Below are 4933 nucleotides of genomic sequence, written 5' to 3' on the forward strand. Positions count from 1 at the left end.
ATAGTCGTGCTCACGGTTCGTTGAGATCCTTACTCACCCTCATCACTCAGATGAACTTTAGTGGCATCTGTCTCAATAAACCTTGGCAGAGAGGGTGGGGCTCGAGCCTCATCTCGGAACCAGGGCCCTACACAACAGTCCCGTCATAGGGATAAATGGCACATAATGCCGATGGTCAAGAACGCATGGTTGCTCGGCGGTTGCTCGCGTGTACGCCCTACAACCCGGCACGGGATGACACTGGCCGACACGTCGGCGTGGACGATCCCGATCACAGCGATACAAAACAACACTCGATGACACCTAGTGATACTTACCGAGGATTCTCATAATCCGTGGGTCGTGGGTTCAAGTCCCACCCGCCCTACTCTCCTATCCTGAGCTCTACCTGCGGTTTCCTTGATCCAGCCGAATCCATGGGTCGGCGGTCACTCAATTGGGAGACCGAAGGGAGACCGCCAGTTTCGGACGCCTCCCCCACAGCGACCGCTCGAGGCACCAGAACGGCGCTCGCTTCGGCCGCTTCCCGGGCCACTTCCGGCAGCACCGTCGTATAAAGATCGGCCGTGACCGACACGCTCGAGTGCCGCAGCATCGCCGACGTCGTCTTCATGTCGTTGCCCGCCGCCAGGGACAGCGTGGCCGCGCCGTGGCGAAGGTCATGCAGCCGAATCGGCGGCAGACCGGCCGCAAACGTCAGGCGCTCGAAGTGCTCGCTGACCCAGTCAGGCGTCAGCTCGCTGCCGTTCTCCCGCGTGAAGATGCGACCGGTGTCCGTCCACACCGGCCCCCACACCAGCCGTTCCTCGTTCTGCCGCGCCTTGTGCGCCCGCAAGACGGCGACCGTGACCTTGTCCAGCGCGACCACCGCGTCCGACGACTCCGTCTTGGGCGATCCCTCCTTCACCTCCCGGCCGACGTTGGAGAGTTGCTTGCCCGTGGCCAGCAGACCCTCGTCCAGCTCGCCGTCGACCCAGCGAGCACCGCACGCTTCGCCGCGACGCAGGCCTCGGAACGCGATCAGGTGGTACAGGGCGTACAGCCGGTCGGTCGCCGCGTAGTCGAGGAACGTGCCGAGCTGAATCGGGGTCCACACCATCACCGGCGACGGCCGCGGCGTCGCCAGCCACACCTTGAACCTCTCTAGCGGCTTCTTCGACTGAACCGGAGCCGCCCGCTCGGCAGCAAGCCGCTTCTCGTACGCGACGTTGAACGCCTCCACCCGTGCCTTCGTCCAGACCACGCCCTTGGCCTTCTTCCCCGCGTCCAGCTTCACCAGCTCGGCGGCGTTGAAGGTGACGACGTGCTCCCGTTTCGCGGAGGCCAGCACCGTACGGATCGTCGCCCTGATCCGCTGCTTGGTCACCGGCCCGGTCGGCCGCTTCCCGCGCACCGACGCCCGCACCTGCAGATCGGTGGAGTCGCGCGCGGTGAAAAGCGCCTCATTCTTTTCGTCGATCCGGGTGAATACCCGCTCGACCACAGGCACGAACAGCCGGTCCATACGCACGTCCGCGAGAACCTCGCGGATGTGGGTCTGCCAGTGTGAGATGTAACTGAGCAGCGTGCTCTCACGGATGTCCTTGAGCTTGCGGCGCCGCTCCACCCAGTCGTCCCAGTACTCCCCGAACGTGATCGACTGAAGTGGTTGCCCGGCCTTGAACTTCCGGCGGAGTTCCTCGTAGTCCGGCAGCGGCGCCTGCTTCTTGTGCGCGGCCCGGATCATCGCCAGGATCTCCATCCGCGCCTCGTGTCCCTCCGGGCCGGCGTCGGGGATGTCCAGTAACCGTCCGGCGTGCTGGTAGCGCTCGATGAGGCCGGCCTCCGTGGCGAACCCGCCGAGTCGGAGGTAGACGCGCTTCCCGTCGGGCCTGGCCTGCACTTCTTCCTTGCCGTACCAGCTGCCATGGTTGGGGTTCCACGAGCCGTCCTTGCGGCGTAGTTTGGGGCACTTCGCGCCGAGCTCGCGGCCATCCTGGCGGCACTTGCACCGTTTGAACCCGTTGCCGGTCACCTACGATTCACCTCGGTCCTGTCTCGCGGTAGATTCCGCCGATCTTCTTGGCGTCCGTGTAGTCCCCGGGTGTCGCTCCCAGTTGAGCGGCCAGGTCTTCCTGCTCCTGCTTGGTTTCGCTGCCTTTCCAGCGCAGTCCGATCCGGGCTGCCAAGCTTTCGAGGTAGTCCAATCGGCCCTGGGGCTCTCGGTCGATGATCTGCTGGAGTCGCGGGTTGATCTCGACTATGACGTCGTCAGTGGGGTGCGCCTCGCCTCGTTCATAGGAGTCGATGATCGGGAGGGCCACCTCGAGCATTCCCGTGCGGACCAGGACGCCCGCAAAGTCCTGGACCAGCTCCGGCACCGCCCGCACCTGACTGTCGGGGATTCTCCTGCCGAACAGGTCGCGCAGGCGTAGGAGGTCGGCCACGATGCTGTGGCGCCAGCGATGGTCTTGCGTCGGCGGAGTCAGATCCCGGCCGCTGCCCATCGTTTGCAAGGTTCGTTCGAGTACGTCGTAGCCCGCCGTCGCTTCCCGCCACGAGGCCGCGGCGAGCCATGTCTCGATCGCCCTGCTCGTTCTGTCCGCGTCGACTCTTCTGGTACTCAAGAACTCCTTGTAGGCCGTCTGGTTCCGCGAGGATGTGGTGCTGGAGACGGTGTACTGGGATGCTGGCACTGCCCGGCTCGTGCCGCGCTTGCTCAAGGGCCGCGCCCGGGGCCCGGTGTTCCTCACCCGCCGCCGCCCCGGGCCGGGGCAAGGTGGTCTCCGCGCGCGATGTCTGTCCCGACACTGGGTTTGCTCGCCTGTCGTACGGTCAGGCCCGCGCGCTGCTGGACGCTCACACCGCACTCGGCGGGCCTGGCACAGGGTGGGACCTGCACGAGATGCGGCATTCGGCCCTCACCCACCTGGGTGAGGGTGGTGCGAGCCTGCTGATGCTGATGGCCAAGTCGCGTCACAAGAAGACCGAGAATGTGCGCCGCTACTTCCATCCTTCGCCGGAGGCGATCGCCGAGCTCACCAGTCTGCTGGGGCCCGGCGACCGGTTCCGGTGAGCTGCCGGTCAAGACCGGTGAGAACCGTGATCCGCGTGCGGCGTCAGGGTTCATGCACTGGCCGGACATGCTGCGGGTGGTGGCTCCCTGGCCACCGATCAGGTAAGGGCCTACGAGCTGCTGCGGATGTTCGGCCGCACGGCTCTCAGGGGGTCTCGGCGCCAGGGTTTTTGAGAATCTCGAACAGGGCGAAATAGTTTTCGGTGCCGTGCCCCTGGGCGATCGCTTGTTCGGCGAGTTGCTTCATCAGTTGCGGCTGGGCGGGGTGGACGCCCTGCTCGACGCTGGTGCGGGCGATGTGTTCAAGGGCGTTCAAGTTCATCTGCATGGTCCCCTGGTCGCCGGGGTAGGCCCCCTTGTCCAGGTTCGGTGCTTGTTCGGCGAGGCTGGCGGGGTCCAGCACCACGGGCATGAACCAGCCGAGCGCGATCTCGGCGAACTCGGCCGCGGGCACGCCGGCCGAGTCGGTCAGGGCGGCGGCATGCAGGAAACCGTTGAGGGTCGCGTACATCATGCCGAGCAGTGCCGTGTTGAACAGCACAGCCAGGCCCGGGTCGGCGCCGAGGTGGCGGGGGTCACCCAGGTCGGCCAGAGTCTCCCGGTGCCGGTCCAGGACGTCGCGGGCTCCGCTGTACAGCAGGACCGATCCGTCGTGCCCGATGAGGGGCGGCGGCACCATGATCGCGCCATCGAGGTAGTCGAGGTCGCGCTCGGCCGCCCAGCCGGCGGCCGTGCGGGCTTCCGCAGGGGTTCCGGAGTTGAGGTTCACCAGCGCGTGTCCGCTGAGCGTGCCGGTGGATTCGAAGACTTGGTACATGGTCGCGTAATCGTTGAGGCACACGATCGTGACTGGGCTCGCTGCCACGGCGTCGGCGACGGTGGCCGCGCGGTGCGCTCCCTCGGCTACCAGGCCGTCGGCCTTGCCGGGGGTACGGTTCCAGACCGTCAGGGATCGGCCCTTGCCAAGAAGGGTGTGTGCCAACGCCGATCCCATCGGTCCCAGGCCGATGACGGTGACTGCGGTGTCGCGGGCGGATGAATGCTGATCTGTCATGCCGGATAGGTTGGACCCTCACGTCGGTGTGAGAGTCAACTGGAAGTGGCGGTCGTCACATGCGGATCGGAGAACTGTCCCGGCTCACCGGCGCCAGCGTGCGTTCGCTGCGTTACTACGAGGAACAGGGCCTGCTCCGGCCGCTGCGACGCCCCAGCGGCTACCGCGAGTATCGACAGCAGGACGCGGCCACAGTGCGGGGCATCCGCCTCATGCTCGCCGCTGGCCTCAACACCGCCACGATCAGCGAGTTGCTGCCCTGCATGACCGACGACGGCGAGGCGCTGGCACCCTCCTGCGCCGGGATGCTTCCCGACCTGCACCGCGAACGGGAACGGCTCAGCAACGCCGCGGCCGACCTCCTGGCCGCGCGCGACCGACTGGACACCCTCATCCAGACCACCTCACAACTCGATCCCGCCGACCCATCGGAATGCGACGCGGTAACCGCACCCCGGTAGGCGCGTCTCGGGAGTCACAGCCAGTGAGGCCGTCGGCCAACGAACGTCACGGCGTGGGGTTCAGCGACCTTAGCCCGCCGGGCATCTCCGGGAGTTGGAAGGTGTAGCGGCCCATCACGTTGATGTGGTGCCGCACGAACGGCGACAGCCGGGCGACGTCCTCCTCCCGCACGTCGAACCCGCCGGCGCGCAGGTGGGTGAGGGCGGCGTCCATGTAGCGGGTGTTGAACAGCACGATCGCGTTGAGGACCAGGCCGAGCGCGCCGATCTGGTCTTAACCGAAATGATCTTGAAGCTCTCTGGCATGTCGGATGGCGGGAGCAGCTCACGCTTCGTGACCGGGAAGAATCTTGGTTCTGTGGT

General features: G+C 66.2%; 5 protein-coding genes and 1 pseudogene. 2 read left to right on the forward strand and 4 right to left on the reverse strand.

Features of this window, described 5'->3' with window-relative positions; all coding sequences use genetic code 11:
* Positions 1–364: 364 nt before the first annotated feature.
* Together ACIBX3_RS61055 and ACIBX3_RS61060 are read right to left on the reverse strand one after the other, a co-directional pair.
* Complete coding sequence (locus ACIBX3_RS61055) at positions 365–1741, reverse strand: tyrosine-type recombinase/integrase (protein ID WP_397130004.1); 1377 nt, start codon at positions 1739–1741, stop codon at positions 365–367.
* Between the two features lie 280 nt (positions 1742–2021).
* The gene (locus ACIBX3_RS61060) at positions 2022–2606 is read right to left on the reverse strand and encodes a hypothetical protein (RefSeq protein WP_397130005.1); all 585 of its coding nucleotides are present in this window, start codon (positions 2604–2606) and stop codon (positions 2022–2024) included.
* A 278-nt stretch (positions 2607–2884) separates the two neighbouring features.
* Here ACIBX3_RS61060 and ACIBX3_RS61065 point away from each other — a divergent pair, with 278 nt between their 5' ends.
* A complete protein-coding gene (locus ACIBX3_RS61065; RefSeq protein ID WP_397130006.1) occupies positions 2885–3055 on the forward strand; it encodes a hypothetical protein in 171 nt (56 codons plus the stop codon).
* A 145-nt stretch (positions 3056–3200) separates the two neighbouring features.
* Here ACIBX3_RS61065 and ACIBX3_RS61070 read toward each other — a convergent pair whose 3' ends face one another.
* Positions 3201–4109, reverse strand: coding sequence for an NAD(P)-dependent oxidoreductase (locus ACIBX3_RS61070; protein WP_397130007.1), 909 nt, complete (start codon positions 4107–4109; stop codon positions 3201–3203).
* 59 nt (positions 4110–4168) lie between these two features.
* On the opposite strand from ACIBX3_RS61070, the gene ACIBX3_RS61075 reads away from it, so the two are divergent.
* Positions 4169–4570 (forward strand): MerR family transcriptional regulator, encoded by a 402-nt coding sequence (locus ACIBX3_RS61075; RefSeq protein ID WP_379536032.1) that lies wholly within the window; start codon positions 4169–4171, stop codon positions 4568–4570.
* Positions 4571–4616: 46 nt separating this feature from the next.
* Here ACIBX3_RS61075 and ACIBX3_RS61080 read toward each other — a convergent pair.
* Positions 4617–4844, reverse strand: a pseudogene (locus tag ACIBX3_RS61080) (Tn3 family transposase); the annotation flags it as partial.
* Positions 4845–4933: the final 89 nt, after the last annotated feature.

Source organism: Nonomuraea sp. NPDC049480, assembly GCF_044465905.1.
Lineage (GTDB): Bacteria > Actinomycetota > Actinomycetes > Streptosporangiales > Streptosporangiaceae > Nonomuraea.